Source organism: Methylobacterium sp. Leaf112, from assembly GCF_001423295.1.
GTDB lineage: Bacteria > Pseudomonadota > Alphaproteobacteria > Rhizobiales > Beijerinckiaceae > Methylobacterium.
Map to the genome: position 1 here is coordinate 138,268 of NZ_LMNG01000034.1, position 19,311 is coordinate 157,578.

13 protein-coding genes are annotated in these 19,311 nt (G+C 72.0%); 8 read left to right on the plus strand and 5 right to left on the minus strand.

The features are described from left to right. The first annotated feature begins 23 nt into the window (after window positions 1-23). Complete coding sequence (gene addB / locus ASF52_RS21060) at window positions 24-3,191, plus strand: double-strand break repair protein AddB (RefSeq protein ID WP_244473893.1); 3,168 nt, start codon at window positions 24-26, stop codon at window positions 3,189-3,191. Continuing rightward, window positions 3,191-6,640 carry a double-strand break repair helicase AddA gene (gene addA / locus ASF52_RS21065; protein WP_056176531.1) on the plus strand — a complete coding sequence of 1,150 codons (3,450 nt, stop codon included), beginning with the start codon at window positions 3,191-3,193 and terminating at the stop codon, window positions 6,638-6,640. Before addB ends, addA begins: the two co-directional genes overlap by 1 nt. A gap of 63 nt (window positions 6,641-6,703) precedes the next feature. Here addA and ASF52_RS21070 read toward each other — a convergent pair whose 3' ends face one another. Further along, a complete protein-coding gene (locus ASF52_RS21070) occupies window positions 6,704-7,105 on the minus strand; it encodes a hypothetical protein (RefSeq protein WP_056176534.1) in 402 nt (133 codons plus the stop codon). Between the two features lie 273 nt (window positions 7,106-7,378). On the opposite strand from ASF52_RS21070, the gene argJ reads away from it, so the two are divergent. From argJ to ASF52_RS21090, 4 genes are all read left to right on the plus strand, one after another. After that, window positions 7,379-8,629, plus strand: coding sequence for a bifunctional glutamate N-acetyltransferase/amino-acid acetyltransferase ArgJ (gene argJ, locus ASF52_RS21075; RefSeq protein WP_056176541.1), 1,251 nt, complete (start codon window positions 7,379-7,381; stop codon window positions 8,627-8,629). Then, window positions 8,626-9,363 (plus strand): SIMPL domain-containing protein, encoded by a 738-nt coding sequence (locus ASF52_RS21080; RefSeq protein WP_244473894.1) that lies wholly within the window; start codon window positions 8,626-8,628, stop codon window positions 9,361-9,363. The genes argJ and ASF52_RS21080 overlap by 4 nt, the downstream gene beginning before the upstream one ends. Continuing rightward, complete coding sequence (locus ASF52_RS21085) at window positions 9,360-9,788, plus strand: (deoxy)nucleoside triphosphate pyrophosphohydrolase (RefSeq protein WP_056176544.1); 429 nt, start codon at window positions 9,360-9,362, stop codon at window positions 9,786-9,788. Before ASF52_RS21080 ends, ASF52_RS21085 begins: the two co-directional genes overlap by 4 nt. A 112-nt stretch (window positions 9,789-9,900) precedes the next feature. Beyond that, window positions 9,901-11,406: a DUF6880 family protein gene (locus tag ASF52_RS21090; RefSeq protein WP_056176548.1), complete on the plus strand. Its 1,506-nt coding sequence runs from the start codon at window positions 9,901-9,903 to the stop codon at window positions 11,404-11,406. Window positions 11,407-11,537: 131 nt separating this feature from the next. On the opposite strand, the gene ASF52_RS21095 is transcribed toward ASF52_RS21090, so the two are convergent. Beyond that, window positions 11,538-11,900, minus strand: a complete 363-nt coding sequence (locus ASF52_RS21095) for a DUF427 domain-containing protein (RefSeq protein ID WP_056176551.1) — start codon at window positions 11,898-11,900, stop codon at window positions 11,538-11,540. Then, window positions 11,897-12,790, minus strand: a complete 894-nt coding sequence (locus ASF52_RS21100) for a methyltransferase domain-containing protein (protein ID WP_056176560.1) — start codon at window positions 12,788-12,790, stop codon at window positions 11,897-11,899. Before ASF52_RS21100 ends, ASF52_RS21095 begins: the two co-directional genes overlap by 4 nt. Before the next feature lie 135 nt (window positions 12,791-12,925). Between ASF52_RS21100 and ASF52_RS21105 the strand changes: the two genes are divergently transcribed. Both ASF52_RS21105 and ASF52_RS21110 read left to right on the plus strand, forming a co-directional pair. Next, window positions 12,926-13,144, plus strand: coding sequence for a hypothetical protein (locus tag ASF52_RS21105; RefSeq protein ID WP_056176563.1), 219 nt, complete (start codon window positions 12,926-12,928; stop codon window positions 13,142-13,144). A 64-nt stretch (window positions 13,145-13,208) separates the two neighbouring features. After that, complete coding sequence (locus ASF52_RS21110) at window positions 13,209-13,973, plus strand: ComF family protein (protein WP_056176566.1); 765 nt, start codon at window positions 13,209-13,211, stop codon at window positions 13,971-13,973. Between the two features lie 55 nt (window positions 13,974-14,028). Here the strand turns inward: ASF52_RS21110 and ASF52_RS21115 are convergent, their stop codons facing one another. Both ASF52_RS21115 and ASF52_RS23570 read right to left on the minus strand, forming a co-directional pair. Continuing rightward, window positions 14,029-15,285, minus strand: a complete 1,257-nt coding sequence (locus tag ASF52_RS21115; protein WP_056176569.1) for a nitrate/nitrite transporter — start codon at window positions 15,283-15,285, stop codon at window positions 14,029-14,031. A gap of 245 nt (window positions 15,286-15,530) precedes the next feature. Beyond that, window positions 15,531-19,277 (minus strand): AAA family ATPase, encoded by a 3,747-nt coding sequence (locus tag ASF52_RS23570; protein WP_056176572.1) that lies wholly within the window; start codon window positions 19,275-19,277, stop codon window positions 15,531-15,533. Between the last annotated feature and the right edge of the window lie 34 nt (window positions 19,278-19,311).

Here is a 19,311-nt window from a genome sequence, read left to right on the forward strand (position 1 = left end):
AGCCCGCGGCGTGAAGATCGACGGTGAATGACCTGACCCCCGTGCACGACGACGAATCGGCCGCGCCGTCCCACGTCTTCACGATTCCGCCCGGTGCGCCGTTCCTGCCGACGCTTGCCGACGCCCTGCTGTCGGGGCGGCTGGTGGGCGATCTCGGCGACGACCCCTTCGCGCTCGCCGCCGTGACTCTCTACCTGCCGACGCGCCGGGCGACGAAGGCACTCTCGGCGCTTCTGGCCCAGCGCCTGAGGCAGGCCGCCCTCCTGCCCCGGTTGATCCCGCTCGGAGAGGCCGACGAGGCCGAACTCGATCTCGCCACAACGCCGCTCCTCGAGAATGGACCGGATGTGCTCGCGCCCGCCATGCCGGCCCTGGAGCGCAGGCTGATCCTCGCCCGCCTCGTTCAGCAATGGGCGGAGGCCGTGGATCGCACCCTCCTGCCCATGGACGACGACGTGCCCTTCCTGGTGCCGTCCTCGCCCTCCGACGCCGTGGCGCTTGCGGCCGATCTCGAACGGTTGATGGATGCGCTCACCGTCGAGGGGCTGCCCTGGGAGGAGATCGCCGGCGCCGTCGAGGTCGAGTACTCGCGCTATTTCGGCCTGACCCTGAATTTCGTGAAGATCGCCGCCGAGCACTGGCCGAAGATCCTGGCCGATCGGCACATGAGCGACCCGGTGGCGCGTTCGCGCAGGCTCGTCGTCGCCGAGGCCGATCTCCTGCGCCGCGACCGCCCGTCCGACCCGGTGATCATCGCCGGGTCCACCGGCTCGGTCCCGGCGACCACCCGGCTCATCGCGGCGGTGGCCGGCCTGCCTCGCGGCGCCGTGGTGCTGCCGGGCCTCGACACCGACCTCGACGCGGCCGGGTGGGACGCCATCGAGACCGGCGCGGGGTTCTCGAAGACCATCGCCCACGGCCATCCGCAAGCGATCCTGCATCGGCTCCTCGGTCCCACCGGCCTCGACATGCCCCGCACTGCGGTCGTGGTCCTGGGCGAGCCCGGCACGGCGGCGCGCGCCCGCGCGGCGCTCCTCTCGCAGGCCCTGCGCCCGGCCGAGACCACGGAGGCGTGGGCCGACCTCGACGCGGACGCACGCCTGGCGCTGGGCGAGGCCGGCATGGCGGGCCTCGTCGTGATCGAGACCAACGACGAGCGCGAGGAGGCCCTGAGCATCGCCATCGCCCTGCGGGAAACCCTCGAGACGCTCGGCGCCACCGCCGCCCTCGTCACGCCAGATCGGAACCTCGCCGTCCGGGTCGCGGCCGAGCTCGCCCGCTGGGGTATCGTCGCCGAGGATTCCGCCGGCGAAGCCCTGTCGTGCAGCCGGGCCGGGCGCCTCGCGCGCCTCGCCGCCGAGTGCGCCGCCGACCTATGCCCGCGCCGGATCATCACCCTCCTGGCCCATCCCTTCGTCCGGCTCGGCCTGCCCCGGGGCGACGTGGTGCGGGCCGCTGCCGCCTTGGAAATCGGTGCCCTGCGCGGCCCCGCCCCCGCGCCGGGCTTCGCCGGCCTGCACCGCGCGGTCGCCGATCAGCGGAGCGCCACCGGACGCCGCCCCCGGGCCAAGCGCCGCCTCGTCGATCAGGACTGGGACCTGGCGTCGGACATCCTCACCCGCCTGGAGGCCGCCTTCGCGGGCTTCCTACCGACCGACCACGACGGCGTCGGCAACCTCGTCGCCTACGCCGCCTGTCACCGTGCCACCGTCGAGGCACTGTTGGCCCAGCCGCCCGACGGGGCGCCCGAGCCCCTCGATGATGCGTCCCTCGACGTCCTGGACACCTTGTTCGACGATCTTGGAATGGCGGAGCCCGGCGACATGCCGGGCCACTTCACCGATTATCCGGCGTTCTTCACCGCACTGGCCGGCGAGCGGCCGGTGGCCTGCGGCGACGGACGTCCACACCCGCGCCTGCGCATCCTCGGCCTCCTGGAGGCCCGCCTCATGAGCGTCGACCGCATCGTGCTCGGTGGCCTCGACGAGGGTGTGTGGCCGATGAAGACGGTCACCGATGCCTTCCTCAACCGGCCCATGCGCGAGCGTGTCGGCCTCAATCCGCCCGAGCGCCGCATCGGCCAGAGCGCCCACGACTTCGTCCAGGCTTTGGGCCATCGCGACGCCGTCATCACCCGGGCGGCCAAACGCGAAGGCGCGCCGACGGTGCCGTCGCGCTTCCTCCAGCGCCTGGCAGCCTTCGTCGGGGACGCGGGCTGGGAACGGGCGGTTGCGGGCGGCAGGCGGTTCACGGCCTACGCCGCCCACCTCGACCGCGGCGGCGGTCCCGTACCGCGCCTCGGACAGCCCAAGCCACGGCCGGACCCGGCCCTCTTCCCCCGGACCCTCAGCGTCACCGAGATCGAGACCCTGGTACGCGACCCCTACGTCATCTTCGCGCGCCACGTCCTCGGCCTCGACCCCCTGGAACCCGTGGCGGCGCAGCCCGGTGCGAGCGAGCGCGGTACCCTGGTCCACGAGATCTTGGGAAAGTTCGCGCAGGCCTATCCGGAGGCCTTGCCCGAGCCCGACATCGCCCGCGATCGGCTCGGAGCGATCGCCAGGGATGAGTTCGCGACGATCTCCAAGACCTATCCGGCGCTCTATGCCGAATGGTGGCCACGCTACGAGCGGCTCTCGACGCGGTTCCTCGAATGGGAGACCGCGCGCCGGGGCGGCCTCACCCGGGTGCACGGCGAGGTCTCGGGCAAGTGGCTGATTCCGCTGGGCAACGAGACCTTCACCCTGCGCGCCCGCGCCGACCGGATCGAACTTGGCCGCGACGGCACCGCCTGCATCGTCGACTACAAGACCGGCCAGCCGCCGAGCAACAAGGAGGTCTTCGCCGGATTCTCGCCCCAGCTCACCCTGGAGGCGGCCATGCTCATGCACGGCGCCTTCGACGGGCTGCCCCGGACGCCCGTCACGCCGGACCTCCTCTACGTGTACGCGTCCGGCGGGCGCAAACCGTTCGAGCCGCTCCCCGTGAAGCCCCCGAAGGGCGAGGACCGCGAGGTCGCCGCCATCGTGGCCGAGCACGAGGGCCGCCTGCGCGGTCTCCTCGCCCGCTTCCTCACCGGCGAGGCGGCCTACACCTCGCGCCCCTACCCGAAATTCGCCAAGTCCTACGGCGATTACGACCATCTCGCTCGGGTGCTCGAATGGTCGCTCGGTGGGGAAGAGGAAGCCTGATGACGGCGCATTCGCAAAGCTCTTTCGTCGTCGACGATCTCACCCAGGCGTCGCAGCGCCGTGCCGCCGATCCGCGGGCGTCGGCCTGGGTCTCGGCCAATGCGGGGGCGGGCAAGACCAAGGTGCTCACCGACCGGGTGGTGCGCCTGCTGCTCGACGGCGCTCCTCCGGCGCGCATCCTGTGCCTCACCTTCACCAAGGCGGCGGCCGCCAACATGTCGATCCGGGTGTTCCGGGTGCTCGGCCGCTGGGTCACCCTCGATGCGGCCACCCTGACCCGTGAGCTGACGGCGCTCACCGGCGCGCCACCCTCGCGCGAGACGCTGCAGGCGGCACGGCGCCTGTTCGCCCGCGCCGTGGAGACGCCGGGCGGCCTCAAGATCGAAACCCTGCACGCCCTGTGCGAGCGCCTGCTGCACATGTTCCCGTTCGAGGCCAACGTACCGGCCCGCTTCGAGGTCTTGGACGACGATCACGCGGATGCGGCCTTCGCGGCGGCGGTGGATGCGGTCTACGCCGCGGCGATCTCGGCGCGCGCGGACCACGCCCTTTCGGCCGCATGGGCCATCGTCAGCGCCGAGGCGACGGGCGACACCCTCCGCCGCACCCTCCGTACCGCCATGCGTGCACGCGGCGTGCTCGCCGAACGCGGTGGGCTCGAACGGTCGTTCGCGGCGCTCGCCGGTGCCCTCGACCTGAAGGCGGGCGAGACCGTGGTGGATGTCGAAGCCCGCATTCTCGCGGGTGGCCTCGGCGATCTGACGGACTTCGCCGCCCGCCTGCGCACTGGCAAGTCCACGGACGAGGGACTGGCCGACAAGCTCCGCGAAGCCGAGGCGGCGGAGGGATCCGAGCGGCTCGGTGCGTACCGCGCCGTATTCTTCACCAAGGACGGCAGTCCGAAGGCCGACCGGAGCCTGGGCACCAAGGCGGTGCCGGAGGAGGTTCGACAGGCTCTCATCGAGGAGCGCGACCGGATCGCCCCCCTCGACGATGCCCTGCGCAGCGCGCGCGCGCTGGAGCGCACGCGCGCGCTGTTCACCCTGGCGGTCGAGATCCACCGCCGGGTCGAGGCCGAGAAGGCGCGCCTCGGGGCCCTCGATTTCGACGACCTGATCCACAAGACCCTCGACCTCCTGGCCCGGGTCGATTCCGCCTGGGTGCTGTACAAGCTCGATCGCGGTGTCGATCACGTCCTCGTCGACGAGGCCCAGGACACCAATCCGCTTCAGTGGGAGATCCTGCGCCGGATCACCGCCGAGTTCGCCGCCGGCGAAGGCGCCCGCGACGTGGTGCGGACGCGTTTCGCCGTGGGCGATCCCAAACAGTCGATCTACAGCTTCCAGGGCGCCGAGCCCCGTGAGTTCGAGACCACCCGCAAGGAATGGATCAAGGCGGCGGCGGCGGCCGACCTACCCTTCGAGGACGTGCATCTCACCCTGTCGTTCCGCTCGACGCGCGGCGTCCTCGGAGCCGTCGACGCCACCTTCAAGATCCCCGAGCATTATGACGGGCTGTCCTTCGAGGACGCGGCCGTGGGCACCGTCCACTCGACGGCACGGGCCACCGCGCCCGGCGCCCTGGAACTCTGGCCGGTCGCCGAACCACAGCCCGAGGTCGAGCCCGATGCCTGGGCCGCGCCCGTCGATGCGCCCGAAGCCAGCGCTCCGGCGGTGGTCACCGCGCGTCGCGTTGCGCGGGCGGCCGCGACATGGACCACCGCGGGCGACGAGACCGGGCGGGTTTGGCGTCCCGGCGACATCCTCATCCTCGTGCGCAAGCGCTCCGTCGCCTTCGAGGAGGTGATCCGCGCCATGAAGGCGCTGGGCGTGCCCGTGGCCGGCCAGGATCGCCTCGACATCGCCGCCCACATCGCCGTCAACGACCTCGTTGCGGTGGGCCGCGCCGGACTGCTGCCCGCCGACGACCTGACGCTGGCGGGCGCCCTCAAGACACCTCTGGTCGGCTTCGACGACGAGGATCTCGTGCGGATCGCCGCGCGGCGCGCCGAATCCGAGACCCTGGAGGACGCGCTGGCCCGCCATGCCGCCGCCGGCGACCCCGCGGCGATTCGGGGGCAGGACGCCTTGCGCCTGTGGATTCGCCTGGCCGGCTGCGAAGGCCCGTTCGGCTTCTACGCCGCCATCCTCGGTGCCCATGGGGGGCGCCGCGCCCTGGTCTCGCGGCTGGGCGGCGAGGCGGGCGACGCCATCGATGTGTTCCTTACGACCGCCGCCCAGGCGGAGCAGGCCGGCGAGGCGGCGTCGCTCGGCGGGTTCCTCGCCCGCTACGCCACGGTGCCGGGGCGGGGAGAGGCCGGACACACCGTGAAGCGCGACCTCGAATCGGGACGCGACGAGGTCCGGGTGATGACCGTTCACGGCGCCAAGGGCCTGGAAGCACCCTTGGTGGTGATCATCGACGGCAGCGAGCCGCTGGGCCGCAACGATCCCCCGCTTCTCACCCTCGCGGGGGGCCTGCCGCCGGTGTGGTCGAGCGCCAAGACCTACGACAGCGAACCCATCGGCGCGGCCCGGGCCGGCCTCCAGGCCCGGGCCCGCGAAGAGCATCATCGCCTTCTCTACGTCGCCATGACCCGGGCGGCGGACCGCCTCGTCGTCGCGCCCTATCGCGGCCATGATTCCGGGACCGAGACCCCCTGGTGCGAGATGATCCGGCGGGGCGTCGAGGCGGATATCGGACCAGGCACCACACTGGAACGGCCTTACGGCCCCGTCACCGTCTGGCACGAAGGCAGCACCGCTGTATCCCCGGCGGCGGTCGCGATCGTAGGGCCCCAGGCCGAGTCCGTACCCTCCTGGCTCGAAACCCCCGTCCCCGACGAGGCCGAGGCTCCTCCCCCCGTGAGCCCGTCCGGAGCCCTTGCGGCAGCCGATCCGAGGCGTGAGCCCGGACGGCGTCTCGGCGATGCGCAAGCGCGGCGCCGGGGCGTACTCATCCACTCGCTGATCGAGCATCTGCCGCGTCTCGATCCACGCAAACGCCGGGCCGCCGCGACCCGGTTCGTACATGCGCGTGCGCCGACCCTCGACGATGCGACGCGCAAAGCGATCGTCACCGCCACGATGCGGCTCTTCGATCATCCCGATCTGGAACCGCTCTTCGCCCACGGTGCGCGGGCGGAGGTGACCCTGTCCGGGCGCGTCGTGGTGCACGGGGTCGAGCGCCCGGTCTTCGGCCGGGTCGACCGCCTCGCCATTGGTCCCGATGCGGTGGTGGTGGCCGATTTCAAGACCGGTCGTGCCCCGGCCGAGGATGCACCCTTGCCGGAGGCCGAAACCCGCCAGATCGCCCTCTATGCCGCGCTTCTCGCCCAGATCTTTCCGGGGCGGCGCATTGTGCCGATGCTGGTCTGGACTTCGGGACCGACCCTGCGTCACCTGTCCGCGGATGAACAGGCCATGGCCCTCGGCAAGATTGCGGCTTGAAGCCGAGGCCGCTTGGACGCGACCGTCGATCGTCACGAGATCGTGGAGGTGGGGCCGACCGACTCAGGTCCGGGCCGCCAGGGCCTCGCGCACGGTGATGGCGACCGCATCGGTGCGTTCGGCAGCGACCACGTAGAGATCATCCGTATCGAGACCGGTCGTTTCCACATCGACATGCGGGGCATCGCTGGCGAAGACGATGCGCAGGTCGGGGCGCAGGGCGCGCGCCTCCAGGGCGAGCTGCACGCAGCCGAGTTCACCCGTGAGGCTGAGATCCGTGACGAGGACATCCACCGGCAGGCCGAGTGCCAGAACGGTCATGGCGTCCACACCGCAATCCACCGTCGTGGTTGCGTAGCCGGCACGGCGGATCTGAGCAGCAACGTCATCGCGCCAATGCTTCTGGCGCCCCGCTATCAGGACTTGGACGCCGTAGGCGCCACCGGACGAGGCGGCCTGTTCCATGGTCGAGACTCCCCATGCGCGCCTGGCCATACCGTGATCGACACCTCGAATGGGTTGCATTGCAACATGCTAAGCCACGCCGGGCCGGCGACACAAGCCCAACTCGCGCTTTCCAGCTGGTCACCGATGAGGCAATCCGCCAGCCGGTCGACTCGTTCCCCCAGGTACGCCGTTGACGGCGAGAGCCCCGTCGGGGCAACACCGCCCGGCCGCTCGATTCGACGCCCGGGATCACCCGCGCTCGAAGCGGCCGACAGCCGGAGACCGACCCCGATGGCATCCGCCAAGACCGTTCCCGTCTCGCCGCTGGCGCCCAAGCATCAGCCGGATCTCCCGGCCATCGCGGGCGTCGGTCTCGCCACGGCGCAGGCCGGCATCCGCTATTCCGGACGCACGGACGTGCTCTACGTCGCTCTTTCCGAGGGGACTGAGGCCGCCGGCGTGTTCACCCGCTCGCGCTGCCCCTCCGCTCCCGTGGATTGGTGCCGGCACGCCCTGGACAGCCGGGGCGCACGCGCCCTCGTGGTGAATTCGGGCAACGCCAACGCCTTCACGGGCGCACGGGGCCGCGAGGCCGTGGAGCTGACCGCCGCCATCGCGGCGCGGGCGGCGGCGTGTGCGCCGGAGGCGGTGTTCATCGCCTCGACGGGCGTCATCGGCGAGCCCCTCGACGCCACGAAGTTCGAGGGCGTGCTCGCCGATTGCGCCACCCGCACGGAGGGCGGTGCCGCCGCCTGGAGCGCGGCGGCCCAGGCGATCATGACCACCGATACGTTCCCGAAGCTCGCCACGCGCCAGGCCAGCATCGACGGCACGACGGTGACCCTCAACGGCATCGCCAAGGGCGCCGGCATGATCGCCCCCGACATGGCGACGATGCTGAGCTTCGCCTTCACCGACGCCGCCCTGCCGCAAGTGGTGCTGCAGGCGCTGCTTACCGCTGGAACCGTGAAAAGCTTCAACTGCGTGACGGTGGACGGCGACACCTCCACCTCCGACACCCTGATGCTGTTCGCGACGGGTGCTGCGGGCAACGCTGCGATCACCGACGCGGCCGACCCGCGCCTCGCCGACTTCCGGGACAAGCTCGACGATCTCCTGGTGGAACTGGCCCAGCTCGTGGCCAAGGACGGCGAGGGCGCGCGCAAGTTCGTCACCGTGCGGGTGGAAGGCGCCACCAGCGACGCCTCGGCCCATCGCATCGCCCTATCCATCGCCAACTCGCCCCTGGTGAAGACGGCGGTGGCCGGCGAGGACGCCAATTGGGGCCGGGTCGTCATGGCGGTGGGCAAGGCCGGCGAGCCCGCCGACCGCGATCGCCTCGCCATCTGGTTCGGCGATGTCCGGGTCGCCCGCGAGGGCGCCCGCGATCCGGATTACAGCGAGGATGCGGCGAGCGCCGTGATGCGCGAATCCGACATCGAGATCCGGGTCGAACTCGGCCTCGGCGACGGTACGGCCCGTGTGTGGACCTGCGATCTGACGCAGGGCTACATCGCCATCAACGGAGATTACCGCTCGTGAGCGCCCGCGTCGGCACCTTGGCGCTCGCCGCCCTCGCCGTTGCCTGGATCGCCCCTGCGGGCGCCGAGGAGGCGCCCACCCTGAAGGACGGTCGCATCCATGTCGTCGGGCGGGCCAGGACCGAGACCGCGCCGGACTTCGCCTCCGTGGAGATCGGCGTCGAGGCCAAGGGCGCGACGCCAGCCGTCGCCCTCGATGCAGCGAGTTCCGCCGCCAAGGGGCTCATCGCGCTCGCCGAAACCTTCAAGGTGCCGGAGGCCGATATCGGCACCACGGCGGTGACCCTCCAGCCCGTGACCCGGAGCGTGCGCCAGCCCGACGGCAGCGTCAGCGAGCGGGCCGACGGCTACCGCGCCGCCAACACCATCCGCCTGCGGCTCGCCGACATGGGCCGCCTCGGCGATCTCATGCGCCGCGCCCTCGAGATCGGGGCCAACCGGATCGAGGGCGTCAGCTTTGGCCTGCGCGATCCCGACGCCGCCGAGGCGGCCGTGCGGGTCGCCGCGATGAAGGACGCGACCATGCAGGCGACGCGTCTGGCCGAAGCCGCCGGTGTCACCCTCGGGCGCGTCGTCGCCATCCGCTCGCCGGCCGAGGCCGGTTCGTCCCCCTATGCCCCGATGCCCGCCCCGATGGCGGTGCGCTCCAAAGGCCGGGGCGCCCCCGTGCCCCTCGTCGCCGGCACCATCGAGACGGCGGCCGACGTGTCGGCCACCTTCGCCATCGCGCCATGAGCGCCCCCGCACCCACGCCGTTGCGCATCCTCCTCGTCGTCGCCGTGGCCCTCGTCGATACGGACGGCCGGGTGCTCCTGGCCCAGCGCCCGCCGGGCAAGCAGCTCGCCGGCCTGTGGGAGTTCCCCGGCGGCAAGGTCGATCCCGGCGAACGTCCGGAGGAGACCCTGATCCGCGAACTGCACGAGGAACTCGGCATCGCCGTGAAGGAGGCCTGCCTCGCGCCGCTCACCTTCGCCAGCCACGCCTATCCCGACTTCCACCTCCTCATGCCCCTCTACGTCTGCCGGCGCTGGGACGGGATCCCGCGCTCCATGGAGGGGCAGGCCCTGAAATGGGTGCGCCCGCGCGATCTGAAGGACCAGCCGATGCCGCCCGCCGACGCGCCGCTGATCCCGTTCCTCGTCGATCTCCTGGGCCCCTGAAAGGGGCTCCGGGACCCTGAAAGGGACCCCGGGACCCTGAAGGGTCCCGGGGCCTTGATGTCACAGGCATCCCGCGACATCGTGCGGGCCTGACCGGGAGGGCGATGCGAGTATGGCGCGCAAGGCGGCGACGAAGCAGGCGGCGCCCGAGTCGGCCGTAAAGCCGGCGGCCAGACCCAAGCGCGCCGCGCGAAAGACCGCGCCCAGTCCCGAGACCCTGACCGAACTCGGCCTGGACCGGCTGATCCGCCTCGTCCTCGACGAGACCGGGCGCAACCCGGCCTTCAAGAAGCTGGTCACGGCGGCCGTGGCCGGGCTCCAGGGACCCGAAGCGGTGGCGGCCCTCATCGACCGGCGCCTCACCGCCCTGGAGCGGGCCGCCGGCTATATCGACTGGCAGAAGCGCCGCGTCTTCGCGGCCGACCTCGACGCCACGCTGACCACCATGGTGACCGAACTCGCCCCCCTCGACGCGCGGGCCGGCCTCGACCGGCTGCTGCGCTTCCTCGCCGCCGCGCCCGGCGTGCTGGAGCGGGTCGACGATTCGAACGGGCAGGTCCACGGCGTCTTCGACCGCGCGGCCGAGGCGGCGGCCGCCCTGGGCAAGAGCCTCGATCCCGCCGAAGCGGCGGCCTTCGCCCTGTGCCTCGTGCCGATGCTGGAGGCGGACGGCTACGGCCTTGTCGAGGATCTGCTCCATGGCCTGATCCCGGGGCTGTCCGAGACCGCCTGCGCCCGGCTCGACGCGGGTCTGGCCGAAGCCGTGCCGCCGCGCCCGGCCAAGGCGAAAGGCGCCCAGGCCTGGGGACAGCAGGTGGCGCGCGGCCGGACCTTACGCCTGCGCCAGATGCTGGCCGACCGGCGCGGCGACGTCGATGCCTTCGTCGCTCTGGAACGCGAAGTCGCGCCCGAGCGCCCCGATCGGACGGAGATCGCTGAACGCCTCCTCGGGGCCGGGCGCCTCGACGAAGCCCTCGACTGGGTGCGCCGCCCGCAGAAGCGCGGTCTCGTCGTCGTCACCCGCGAGCAGATCGTCACCGGCCAATTCGACCCGGAAGCGCCCGACCGCGCCCGGATCGAACTCGAAATCCGCATCCTCGACGCCCTCGGGCGGGGCGCGGAGGCGCAAGGCCTGCGCTGGGGGCAGTTCGAGCGCAGTTTGGATGCCGGGATGCTCAGGGCGCACCTCGCCAAGCTGCCGGATTTCGAGGACGAGGAGGCCCTGGAGCGCGCCTTCGCCCACGCCGCCGCCCATCCCGACCCCTACCGCGCCCTGCACTTCTTCACCCATTGGCCCAAACCCGACCGGGCTGCGCGCCTCGTGGCCGCGCACACCTGGGACGGGGGCCGCTACGAAATCCTGGTGCCGGCGGCCGAGGCCCTGGAGGCCAGCGAGCCCCTGGCCGCCGCTCGGCTCTACCGCCTCCTCGTCGACGATATCCTGGAGCGCGGGCGCTCGGCCGCCTACGGGCACGGCGCGCGCCACCTCGCGACCCTGGACGCCCTCGACGCCCGCCTCGACCCCGGCGCCCTGGTGCCGGACCACGCGGCGTATCGCGCCGCCCTGCGCAAGACCCATGGCCGCAAGGTCGCGTTCTGGTCGCGGGTGCACGAGTGATGGTGCGCGAGTGATCCTGCGGCCGCTTGATCGAAGCGGCCGCAGGATCACGAAGCCCGCGCGGCGCTTGAGCGAAGCCCGAATCCGCAATCCCGAAGGGATCACCCGGATTTGCTCGGAGCCTCAGGCCCTTACGGCACGACTTCGATGGCATCGACCCGGTCGGGATAGAAGGCGAGGTGATCGCGGATTGCCGCGACCGCCGGATACGGGGCCTCGTAGCTCCACACGGCGTCGGGCCGTTCGGTGCCATCGACGGACAGGCCGAAATAGCTGGCGTCGCCCTTGTACGGGCAATGGCTCCGGCGAGAACTCCGCACGAAGTGGCTCCAGATCGCGTCGCCGCGCGGGATGTACAGCACAGGCGGATAGGAGGCCTCGGTCAGGACCAGGGCGGCCCCGGTCTCGGCCACGGTCACGCCGGCGACCCGCACGCGGACCCGTCCGGCATGGGGCGCGAGGGTGATGGGATGCTCGGGGCTCGGCTGCTTCATGATGGACTCCCCATGGGATCGTGTTCCGTGGTGCCGAGCGCCTCGGCCAGCCGGGTGCGCGCACTGCCGGGCTTGAGCGGCACCTGCTGGCTCGCATGCGGTGCCCAGCCGGAGAGCCACAGGATCTCGAAGGTGGCGCGCACGCGCCCGTCCGGATCCGAGAAGCGCTCGGCGTAGAGTGCCGCCGCCCGCATCAGGGTGGCCCGACGCAGGGGGGTGCGACGGCGCTCGGTGAGCACGTTGGTCAGCCCCATGGCACGCAGGTCCCGCATGAGGGCGAAGGGATCACTGTAGCGCACCGTGAGCGTCTCGACGTCGGTCACCGGCAGGGCGAAGCCCGCCCGTTGCAGGAGGCTGCCCATCTCGCGCACCTCGGCGAAGGGCGCGACCCGGGGGCTGACCCCACCTTCGATCTCGCTCTCCGCTTGCCCGAAGGCTTGGCGCAGTTCCGTGAGGCTGCGCCCACCGAGGAGGCAGCCGACGAACAGCCCGTCCGGCTTCAAGGTCCGGCGCAACTGCGCCAGGGCGCCCGGCAGGTCGTTGACGTGCTGGAGGGCGAGAAGCGACACGGCGAGATCGAACGAGCCCGGCGCGAACGGCAAAGCCTCGGGATCACCCATCGAGAGCCCGACGCCCGGCACCGTCTCCGGACCGGGTGCGAGACGCAGAACCGTTTGACATCGTCCGCTCGTCCGCAAGCGCAGGGCGGCGTCCGGTGTCGGGGATCCGAGATCGAGAGCCCGGTCGAACCGGCGCAGCACCGCGCCCAGGCGGTCGTCCAAGTCGTCGATGGTTCGGGCAAGGAGGAAATCGGCGTAGCCGGCCCGTCGCGCGCGGGCGAGGCGCGTCCGGGCGAGGGCGGTGTCGAACAGGGGCGGCGGTCGCGTCATCGTATCCCGAGCATCAGGGTGATGTGCCCGAACATGGCGCTTCACCCGCCCGGGGACCAGCGCTCGCGGCGACGGAACGCCGAGGCCGCCCCGGATGTTCTCAGTCTCACACGTTCACCGGAAGGCAGTATCGCCATGAGATCCATTCTGTTCGGGACAGTTCTGACCGTCGCTGCCCTGGTCGGCACCTCCGGCGCAGAGGCGAAGGGCTGCCTCAAGGGCGCCGTCGTCGGTGGTGTCGCCGGTCATGTCGCCGGCCACGGCGTCCTTGGCGCGGCCGCCGGTTGCGCCGTCGGTCGCCATCAGGCGAACAAGCGCGACCGTCAGCAGCAGACCCCGCCGCCCGCCCGCTGAAGACCGGCCGCGACCGCCCACAAGGCGGTCGCCCTGGAAGGGAGGACGGCGTAGGCTGCACGGCATGGTTGCCGTCCTCCGCCGCGTCCTCGCTGGCCTGCGTGCCGCTCGGGGCATCGCCCTGGGCCTCGTCTATCCACCGATCTGCCCGGGTTGCGGAGCCGCCACAGCCCAGCCTCACGCCCTTTGCCCCGCTTGCTGGTCGCAGCTGAGGCTCATCGAACGGCCCTATTGCCAGCGTCTCGGCACACCTTTCGCCGTCGATCACGGGACAGGGCCGCTGCTCTCGCCCCGTGCCATGGCGGACCCACCGGTCTTCGGCCGGGTCCGGGCGGCGGTGCTCTACGATGGTATCGCCCGCGATCTCGTCCATCGCCTCAAGTACGACGACCGCCTCGATCTTGCGCCGACGCTCGCCCGGATGATGGCAGGTGCCGGCGCCGAACTCGTCCGAGAGGCCGATTGCCTCGTGCCGGTGCCGCTGCACCGCTGGCGCCTCTGGCGCCGCCGCTTCAATCAGGCGGCTCTTCTCGCCCAGGGGCTCTCCATGCTCACGGGGCTACCCGTCGAAGTGCAGGCCCTCGCCCGCGTGAAGGCGACGCGCTCTCAGGTCGGTCTCTCCCGGGCCGCCCGGGCGCGCAATCTCCAGGGTGCCTTCCGGGTGCCGGAGGCCGCCCGGCCGAGGCTCCAGGGCCGGCGCGTGCTTCTCATCGACGATGTCACCACCACCGGAGCCACGGCCAACGCCGCCTCGCGCGTGCTCCTGCGCGCCGGAGCGGCCAAGGTCGACGTGCTCACCTTCGCCCTGGTGGCGGGCGAGGCCCTCTGATCGTGAGACGAAAACGGAGGCCCGAAGGCCCCCGAATCGTGCTTCCGCCTCTGCTTCAGGCGGTGACGGGATCGAGACGCCTCGCCTTGGCGGCCTCGGGCGACGCCGGCTCCAGCACCTTGCCGCGCGGACCGACCCAGGCGCCGACCCACTTGCGCTGCCACAGGAGCAGGCAGCCGAGCACCACCGCGGCGAAGGCGGCGTAGCCGACGAAGCCGTAGGCGAACGAGCCGGTATACTGCTTCGACAGGCCCATGACGTTGGGCAGGATCGCGCCGCCGAGAGCGCCCACTTCGCCGATCATCGAGCCGGCCACGGCGGTGTTGGCCGGCCAGCGCAGGGGCACGAGCTGGAACAGGGCGCCGTTGCCGGCCCCGAGGGCGGCAAAGCACAGCATGAACAGGAGCGTGGTGACGACGAGGGACGGCGTCGCGGTCAGCAGCAGGAACGACGCGACGGCGGCGAGCAGCACCACGGACAGGACGAGGATGCCGCCCATGCGATCGGCGTAGTAGCCGCCCACCACCCGGATACCCGAGCCCATCAGGGCGGCCAGCATGGTCAGGCGCCCGGCCTCGACCTTGGTGACGCCGAACTGCTCGTAGAAGAACGTCGGTAGGAAGTTCGACAGGCCGATGAAGCCGCCGAAGGTGATGATGTAGATGAGGTTGAACGACCAGCCGTCCTTTTGGAACAGGCAGGCGATGTGCTCCTTGAACGACTGGTGCTCGGCATCCGGCGGCTCCTTGGCGAAAAGGATCATCACCACGAGGGGGATCGCCATGACGCAGCCGGCAAAGCCGTAGACCGTCTGCCAGCCATAGGCCTGGGCCAGCGGCGGCGCGAACAGCACGGCGAGCACGGTGCCGGAATTGCCGGCCCCCGCGATGCCCATGGCCAAGCCCTTGTGTTCCTTGGGGAACCAGCCCGACCCCAGCGACAGGGCGACACCGAACGAGGCGCCGGCGATGCCGAGGAGCACGCCCATGGCGAGCACGTCGTTGTAGGTGTGGACGAAGAAGAACCCGTAGGCCATCGCCGCCATGATGATCGACATCTCGGTCACCGCGGCGTTCTTGCGGCCGATATACTGGGCGAGGATGCCCAGCGGAAAACGCATGATCGCGCCGGCCAGGATCGGCAGCGAGATCATGAACCCGGTCTGGGCCGGGCTGAGCCCGTAGGTTTCGGTGATGAACGGCCCCATGGCGCCGTTCAGGACCCAGATCGCGAAGCAGAAATCGAAGTATAGGAACGCGGCGAACAGGGTCGGGGGGTGACCGGATTTCATCACGGTCTTGAAACTGGCCATGGAGTGCTCGTCTCGAGGTTCGCGGGTCCGCGCGGCGCGCGGTCGCTGATGCCAAGGGATTCGGACTCGCGCCGTCCGCCTCGCGGGGCGCCGTTGCCCTGCCTGCCGCCGTAACGGCAACGGGAACGAGAAAGCATCGGCCGTGCCAGACTTGAGACGAGCGGTCGAGCGTCCACGGCGAGGGCCTCGGCCGCGCCGACCACCGGCCGCGAAGCGTTGGCGATGCGGTCCAACCCGCAGGCTGCCTAGTTCGTGGGCATCCCGCCATCCACGATCCGCACGACACTGCGGCCGTTGCCCCGCTTCTCGACCCGCACCTGCACGGCGATGCGCTCGATCATCGCCGCCACGTGGGTGATGACGCCGACCTTGCGGCCCCGTCCCTGCAGCGTTTCGAGGGCATCGACGGCGAGATCCAGGGTCTCGGCATCGAGGGAGCCGAAGCCTTCGTCGATGAACAGGGTGTCGACGAACGAATCCCGACCCTCCAGGCCCGACAGGGCGAGCGCCAGGGCGAGGGAGACGAGGAAGCGCTCGCCGCCCGACAGGCTGCGGGTGGCCCGTAGGTGGTCGCCCATGTCGCGGTCGAGGACATGGAGCGCCAGATCCGACGTGGTGCCGCGCGCAAGGCGGTAGCGTGGACTCAAGGCCGCGAGCTGCGCGTTGGCGAGGTGGACGAGGTGCTCCAGGGTCACGCCCTGAGCGAAACGCCGGAACTTGTCGCCGCCCGCGGAGCCGACGGCGTCGTTCACCGCGTCCCAGGTCTCGAAGACGGCCTGCGCCGCGCTGATCTCCTCCCCCAGGCCCACCGCCTGCGCCCGGGCGGCGTCGTCGCGGGCGAGATCCGCCGCGATGGCGCCGAGGCGCTGCTGGTGCTGCGCGATGGCTTCCGCGCCCGCTTCCGCTTCGGCCCGGGTCGCGGCGACATCGACCTCGGGGGCCGCGCCATGCGCGTCGCGGTCGGCGCGGCGGGTGGCGAGGGCGGTGGTGGCGGCCTCGACGTCCCGGTCGCGTTGATCCGCGTCCCGCCGCAGGCCAGCTCGAATCGCAGGGTCCTGCGTGAGCAGGGCGACGACTGCCTCGGGCATCCGCGTCCCGCATGCCGTGGCGAAGGCGGCGCGGGCCGCCGTGTGGCGGGCGATGGCGGTCTCCCTCCGGGCGGTCGCGTGTTCGGCGGAGCTGCGCGCGCCGGCAAGGTCCGCCAGGGCCGACGCATGGGCCTCCGCCGCGGCCTTGAGGGTATTCTGCGCCGCGAGCCGGTCGTTGTTGATCCGGCTGCGATGGACGCTCGTGTCCTCGCCATCGAGGAGAGGCGCGCGCCGTGCCCGGGCCTCGGCGAGGGCTGCCATCCGGCCGGTGAGGGCGGCTCGCGTGGTCTCGCGGATCGACTGGGCACCGACGAGGGCCGATACGGCGCTGGCTTTCTTTTCCGAAAGGGTGCGGACTTCGGCCTCGAGCGCGAGGCGGCGTTCGCCGAGAGCCCGGTGCTGCGCGACCGCCGCCGCCACCCGGCGCACGGCCGCCGCGCCGTCGCGGTCGAGGTCGGCCAGGGTCAAGTCGGCCGCTGCGAGGGCCGAGGCGGCCTCGCGCCCGAGAGATTCGATGCGCTCTGCCAAGCCCTCGGCACGGGTCCGCGCCCCCTCGGCGGCGAGTTCGGCCGCCTGGACGGTGGTGCGCGCCTCGGTGACCGACGCCCCCGCCGTTTCCATCGACGCTCCGGCCGCCTCGGCGGCCCGGCCGAGAGTCTCGATGTCGCCGCGCAGGCTTTCCGCCGCATCCAACGTCCCCCTCGACGCCTCGCGGGCTTGGCGCGCCGCCGCCGCCAGGGCCGTGAGGGCATCCGTGGCGAGCCGCACCGGAACCGGTAGGGCGATTCCGGCGCCGGTGCTGCCTGCCACCAGGGCCGGACGCAGCACCTCGTAGGCGCTGGCGATGCCGTCGAGGTTGGTCCGCGCGGTCGCCCCCGCCCGAAGGGCTTCAGCGTGGCGGGCCGCCGCCGCCGCCGCGGCCCCGGCCGCACGCGCACGCGCAGCGCCGGCTCGCGCGAGGGCGTCCTCGAGTTCGGCACGGCGGGCGCGCAATGTTTCCGCATGTCGGCTCAAGGCATCGTCCGCATGGGCGTGCGGATGGTCGATGCCGCCGCAGACCGGGCAGGGTTCGCCCGCGGCGAGGAGACTGCGCAGCTGGGCCGCCCGCTCCGACACGCTGGCCTCGGCGCGCTCGGCCATGGCGGCGACTTCGCGGCGCCCGCCCATGGCTTCGGCCTCGTCCCGTTGGGCCGAGGCTCCCTCGGTCTCCGCCATCAGCGTCGCCTGCCGGGCCGCCTCGACCTCGGCCTCCGCCGCCGCCGCCTCTCGGACCGCTTCGGCATGGCGTCGGGCCAGGGGCAGCGCCTCGCGCAGGGCGTCCGAAACCTCGTCGAGCACGGCCGACCGCCGGCGGGCGGCCGGCTCGTCGAGGGCCGCGAGACCGGCCAAACGCTCCGCGCGCTGCGCAAGGGTCCGGGTGCGCGCCTCTCGAGCGTCGCGGATCTGCGCTTCGGCTTCGGCGATCACGCGGGCTCCGCGTTCCGCCTCGGCTTTCGCCCGCTCCCGCTCCGAGATCGTCGTGGCGAGCTGTGACCGCAGGGCGGCGCGCTTCGCGAACAGGCCCGTGACCTCCTCGGCCCGGCCAGCGAGATACGCACCACCCCGATCCGCGTCGTGCCGGGCCGCCACCTCGGCGCGGGTGGCCTCCGCCGCATCGTGGCGCTGACGCAGATCGGACAGTTCGGCCTCGACGGCCTCCGCCCTACCGGTGGCGGCCTCAGCCCCGGTCTCGGCCTGCGCGGCCTCGCGGGTCGATTCGACGATCACGACGTCGAGCTGTGCCGCCTCGGTCCAGACGGGTGCGAACGCCTTGAACAAAGTCTCGGCCGCTTCGTCCGCCATCCGCGCCCGGCCTTGGACCTCCGTCGCCGCCGCGGCACGGGTCTCGGCTTCGGCGAGCCGCGCGCGCGTCATCGTCAGGGCGATGTCGGCGGCCTCCACCTCGGCCCGCGTGGTGGCGACGGCATCGGAGACCGTGCGCAAGGACTCGACGGCATCGAGCTCCATCAATTGCCGCCTGTCGGCCACCGCCGCCGCCTCGGCGGCCTGGGCCTCGCTGAGCCGGGTTTCCGCGGCGGCGACCTGAAGCCGGGCCTCGGCGAGGCGGGCGGCGCCGTCGAGGGCGGCCCGGAGCGCGGCTTGGTGGTCCGACAGGTTCGCGAGGGTTTTCGCGATGGCGGCACGCTCTGTGCCGATCCGTTCCCGCGCTTCGGTGTCGAGGAGCCCGACGGCGTCGCGGCGGGTCTCAAGGATCTTCAGGGCGGCGCGCTCGGCCTCGGCGCCTGCGTGAACCCGCTTCGAGATCTCCGTGTAAATGCCCGTGCCGGTGATCTTTTCGAGGAGTTCGCCACGCTCGCCCTCGGCCGCCAGCAGGAAGGCGTCGAACTCGCCCTGCGCCAGGAGCACGGTCCGGCGGAACTGGTCGAAGGTGAGGTCCGTCAACGCCTCGACGGCGGCCGTCACGGCGGTCTTCTTGCCCCCCTCCACGGCACTGCCGTCGGCGAGGCGGTGCAGGGTGCGCCGGTCGGCCTGGAGGCGCCCGTCCGCCTTGCCCCGGGCGCGGATCGTTTCCCAGCGCACCCGATAGGCGACGCCGTCCTGGCCGACGAAATCCACTTCCGCCCAGCCCTGCGCCGCCCCGCGCCGCAGGATGGCGCGTCCGTCGCTCGAACTGACGGCTTCGCCGCTGGGGTCCGGTGTATCCTCCCGCCGTCCCGAGGCGACCCGCGGATAGCGCCCGTAGAGCGCGAGGCACAGGGCGTCGAGGATGGTCGACTTGCCCGCGCCGGTCTCGCCCGTGATGGCGAAGATGCCTGTGGCGGCGATGGGGCCGCTCGCGAGATCGATGTCGAAGGGAGCCGCGAGGCTCGCGAGGTTCTCGCCCCGGATCGCGAGGATACGCAAACGCTGTCACCTGAAGCGGGGGATGGACGGCCCC

Bases quoted from the DNA above. Each gene is read 5' to 3' on its own strand.
- ASF52_RS21100 (WP_056176560.1), bottom strand. From the start codon at position 12,790: ATGACGCGACCGCCGCCCCTGTTCGACACCGCCCTCGCCCGGACGCGC.
- ASF52_RS21095 (WP_056176551.1), bottom strand. From the start codon at position 11,900: ATGAAGCAGCCGAGCCCCGAGCATCCCATCACCCTCGCGCCCCATGCC.
- ASF52_RS21105 (WP_056176563.1), top strand. From the start codon at position 12,926: ATGAGATCCATTCTGTTCGGGACAGTTCTGACCGTCGCTGCCCTGGTC.
- ASF52_RS21115 (WP_056176569.1), bottom strand. From the start codon at position 15,285: ATGGCCAGTTTCAAGACCGTGATGAAATCCGGTCACCCCCCGACCCTG.
- ASF52_RS21070 (WP_056176534.1), bottom strand. From the start codon at position 7,105: ATGGAACAGGCCGCCTCGTCCGGTGGCGCCTACGGCGTCCAAGTCCTG.
- ASF52_RS21110 (WP_056176566.1), top strand. From the start codon at position 13,209: ATGGTTGCCGTCCTCCGCCGCGTCCTCGCTGGCCTGCGTGCCGCTCGG.
- addA (WP_056176531.1), top strand. From the start codon at position 3,191: ATGACGGCGCATTCGCAAAGCTCTTTCGTCGTCGACGATCTCACCCAG.
- ASF52_RS21085 (WP_056176544.1), top strand. From the start codon at position 9,360: ATGAGCGCCCCCGCACCCACGCCGTTGCGCATCCTCCTCGTCGTCGCC.
- argJ (WP_056176541.1), top strand. From the start codon at position 7,379: ATGGCATCCGCCAAGACCGTTCCCGTCTCGCCGCTGGCGCCCAAGCAT.
- ASF52_RS21090 (WP_056176548.1), top strand. From the start codon at position 9,901: ATGGCGCGCAAGGCGGCGACGAAGCAGGCGGCGCCCGAGTCGGCCGTA.